Origin of the sequence: Desulfosarcina sp., assembly GCF_041551955.1 — a bacterium.
Lineage (GTDB): Bacteria > Desulfobacterota > Desulfobacteria > Desulfobacterales > Desulfosarcinaceae > Desulfosarcina.
On sequence record NZ_JBFELV010000456.1, the window covers coordinates 1 to 3,996 of the forward strand.

Below are 3,996 nucleotides of genomic sequence, written 5' to 3' on the forward strand. Positions count from 1 at the left end.
CTCTTGGTTATTATTCTATTGGGCATTCAACCCATTTAATTCGCATCGATTTGTAAGTGGGGGAAGTAAAATTTGAAACGCCAGCGGTTGTCTACCACAGGGGATGGCTAAGATCAAGGAAATGGTACTCACTCCAGGTAAGTAAAGGTTGCCGTCAGAACCTTGTTGTTCGCCGGACAAGCCGAAAAACACAGCCTTGTGCATGCCTGTATGGTTCTTTCCTGACTATTTTTATGATAATATGGGTTTAGATTGATTTAACGACACATTCATGGTAGTTACGCCGAAACTGACGGATCGTGTCGATAAAAATTAACCAGCAGCATCAACCTTTCAACCGGAGGCTTCCTTTGAAGAACTACTGCGTCAAAGATCTGATGGTACCGATCTCGGAGTATGCCACCGTTCCCGATGATGCGACCCTGTTCGAATCGGTGCTTGCGCTGGAAAAGGCCCAGGAAAAATTTCAGCAGAGCCGCTATTCCCACCGGGCCGTTCTGATACTGGACAAGAATAAACGGGTTATCGGCAAGCTCAGCCAGATGGACTTTCTGCGTGCCCTGGAGCCCAGCGACGCCAATCTGGACCAAATCAGAAAATTCAAAAAACTTGGCTTTTCCCGCAAGGCTGTGGCCCTGCAACAGGAAGAGTACCTGAAAAACTCACCTCCGATTCTGGATGTGTATTCCAAAGCGGCCAAGTTGAATGTGACCGATCTCATGCAGCGGCCCACCGAAGGGGAGTACGTGGATGAAAACACATCCCTGGACATGGCGCTTCACCAGTTGACCGCGGGTTCCAACCTGTCGCTGCTGGTTACCCGGGGCAAGGATATCGTCGGTGTGTTGCGGCTGGCCGATGTGTTTGCCGCTGTCTTCCATGCCATGAAAGAATCCGAATCACAGTTATCAGACGGAGGGTCAACATGAAAGAGCTTGAAAAACTCTTCGATCGGATCATCCAACGCGTGAACATCAATCTCCGTGAATTGGAGTTCGATGTTCACCCCATGGTCAATAAACTCGTTCCGACCGGGCAGATGACCAAATTTTATGCCTTCTACGGCATCACCCCACACCATCCCCTGAACCTGGTGTTCAAGCACGCCAACCTCTCCGGCAGCTACTTTTTAGGACGATGCCGGGTGACCAATTCCTTGCTGTACAAGAGCGACATCCGTGGTGACGAACTTAAAAAAAAGGGAGACCTGTTCCAATACCAGGAGTTCAATATCCCGGTGGACAAGGATGAGGAGATCCGCATCGACGACAGCTTTTTGATCAAAACCCTGGTGCACAATTTTTCGCATGACCCGGAGACCCTGGAACGATTTTACATTCGCGACACGGTTTCCACCCATTACGCCAACATTCACGGGTCTCCTTCGGACGGCTGCTACCTGGGCCCCTTTTCGACGGTGGATCTGACCACCATGCGAGACTGCGTCATCGGTGCTTACTCGTATGTTCAAGCTGGGGAGATCAGTCACCTGAAGATCGAGCCGGGGACCGTCTGGGTCCGCAAGCCAGGTGATTTCAATTTCATGTACCGGTACCCGATCAGCCAATTGAACAACTACATTTATTTTGCCAGCGGCAGCCCGCCCCAGGGCGTATTCATGGATTTTGTGGAGGATCGCAAGGAAGCCTTTCAGCGGGTGTTCAATGTGGTCAACATCGAGAATTCGGTGCCTGTTCCCAAGAATGCATCTTTGGATCGCTTTGCGGTGATCAAGCCAAAAACCAAGATCGGAGAGAATGTACTGGTCGCCCAGCGTGCGTTCCTTCAGAATTCGACGCTCGGAAGGGGCGCCAATGCCCAGGAGAACTGCTACATCATCAATTCCAAACTCGAGGGGAACAACGTCACGGCCCACGGTGCGAAAATCATCGAGGCCAATATGGGCACCAATGTTTTTGTGGGCTTCAACAGCTTTTTAAGGGGGCGCCCGGATGCCCGGCTGACCATCGGCAAAGACAGCGTGGTGATGCCGCACACCATCATCGACATCAGAAAACCGCTCAAGGTGTCCCCCGGCAGTCTGGTCTGGGGGTTGGTGAGAAACGCGGAAGAGCTTGAAGCCAACAGCATGAGCCTCAACGCCTTTTCAAAGATCGACACCCGGGTCTGCAAGGGCAATATGCTCTTCGAAGGCAACGGTGCCAGTTTTGTTTCGGCATTTCAGGAGCGTATTCACCATATCCTGGAAGCCAACGGCGCCTTTTTCGATGGTAATTTGAACCGCGGTCATGCCCAACGAAACCAGAACATCTCCTTTAATACCATTCAGCCTTATCCCAAGGGTGACAAGGAGGGGCTCTACCCCACGATTATTATCCAGCCCTGATAAACCCGAAAGGCCCGTTCAAGAATATTGGACCGGGCCTTTCGGGTTGTTCCGATGGGCGATTTCCACGCCTGGTTTAGCGGCCGCTGATCAATCCTCCGACTCCAAGGCGACATAATCGTTGATATTCAGTTCCAGCATTTTCACGCTGGCAAGGATTCTGACGGTGTTTCTGGCCAAGGCTGGAAAATTTTCGCTCATGCGGCTGAGTTTTTCAGCCGCCGATTTAATATTTCGGACCTCGATATCGATTGCCTGTAAATCCGCGATTGGCTCCATCGGCATACGGCTCCTTGTTAAGAATGCTTGCGCATATCCTTAAAGCGTCTGGCCTTGATATCATACCTGGGCAAGCGCCCGTAATCGTAGAATTCGATACGGTATCCCAGGTTGGTTTTCAAGCGAAGGCGGTCTTTGAGCTGACTTTCGATCTCTTTGGCGCGATCTTCCTGGCCGGTCTTCAGTTCTACTTTCAACTTGATGCGGTCGATGTCCCCCAGTTTGTCTACGATAACTTCGTATTCATCGCCCAGGCCGTCTATGCTCCTGACCACCTCTTCAATGGCCGATGGAGCCAGAAGCACCCCTTTCACCTTGGTAATATCGTCGGCCCGTCCGATGACGCCTCCTTTGATCAGGCGGAAGGTGCGACCACATGCACAAGAGGCCGAATCCCATTCGATGATATCCTTGGCATCGAAACGAACACACGGTTGGGCGAATCGATCCAACGCCGTGATGATCATTTTGCCGCGACGCCCGGGTTCATCAATGATTTCACCGGAATCAACGTCCTCGATTTCCACCAGGAAAAAAGCGTCGTTGACGTGCATTCCTCCCGGCTGGGCTTCGCATTCGAAAGACCACGCCCCAATTTCCGTTGCGCCTGCGTGATCGAACACGCGAGCGTTCCAGGCATCCTGCATTCGCTTTTTTGTGGCGGGAATGCTGGCGCCCGGTTCGCCGGCGCAGGTGATTTTTTTGATGCCCAGACCCGATGGGTCGATGCCCATTTTTCGTATCGCCGTATCGGCCATGCCCAGTACATAGGTGGGTGTGGCCATCATGGCGGTTGCTTTCAATTCCTGGATTTTAAGTATGCGGGCTTGGGTGTCCAACACGCCGCCGGGTACGACTTCGCACCCGACCTTTTCGGCAGCGTAATGACCGGCCCAGAAAGCCACAAAAATATTGTACCCAAAGGGAATGAACACGCGATCCGATGGGCGGTACCCCTGGGCCCACAAGATGAATGCCCAGCACTCGGCCCACCACTCCCAATCCTGCCAGGTGTCGGCCTGATAGACCGGCTGTCCGGTGGTACCGCTGGTTTGGCGAAATTCCGTGACCGCCTCCAGGGGTACGCAGAGTGCATCCCCATAGGGAAAAGGGTCTTTTCGTTGGATGTCACGCATCATGGATTTTTCCACCTTGGGCACATGGCGGATATCTTCAAATCTTCGTATATCCTCAGGCCCAATACCGGCCCGGTCATACAGCGAGCGGTGAAACCGTGAATGGTCATAGGCCCAACGGAAAATTTTTTTAAATTTTTTCAATTGCAACGCCCGCAGACGCTGAGGATCTGCCGTTTCCAGAACAGGGTTCCAGTATGGCTGGTTGGCAAGCATGATGGCCTCCATCGGTCA

The 3,996-nt window shown here is 52.4% G+C and carries 4 protein-coding genes; 2 read left to right on the plus strand and 2 right to left on the minus strand.

Annotated features, from left to right (window positions below; translation table 11 throughout):
- Positions 1–350 precede the first annotated feature (350 nt).
- Complete coding sequence (locus tag ABYV26_RS22355) at positions 351–929, plus strand: HPP family protein (RefSeq protein WP_372683571.1); 579 nt, start codon at positions 351–353, stop codon at positions 927–929.
- Positions 926–2,347, plus strand: coding sequence for a transferase (locus ABYV26_RS22360; RefSeq protein ID WP_372683572.1), 1,422 nt, complete (start codon positions 926–928; stop codon positions 2,345–2,347). The genes ABYV26_RS22355 and ABYV26_RS22360 overlap by 4 nt, the downstream gene beginning before the upstream one ends.
- Positions 2,348–2,437: 90 nt before the next feature.
- Here the strand turns inward: ABYV26_RS22360 and ABYV26_RS22365 are convergent, their stop codons facing one another.
- Positions 2,438–2,626 carry a hypothetical protein gene (locus ABYV26_RS22365; RefSeq protein ID WP_372683573.1) on the minus strand — a complete coding sequence of 63 codons (189 nt, stop codon included), beginning with the start codon at positions 2,624–2,626 and terminating at the stop codon, positions 2,438–2,440.
- A 17-nt stretch (positions 2,627–2,643) separates the two neighbouring features.
- Positions 2,644–3,978, minus strand: a complete 1,335-nt coding sequence (locus ABYV26_RS22370) for a phenylacetate--CoA ligase family protein (protein ID WP_372683574.1) — start codon at positions 3,976–3,978, stop codon at positions 2,644–2,646.
- Positions 3,979–3,996 lie beyond the last annotated feature (18 nt).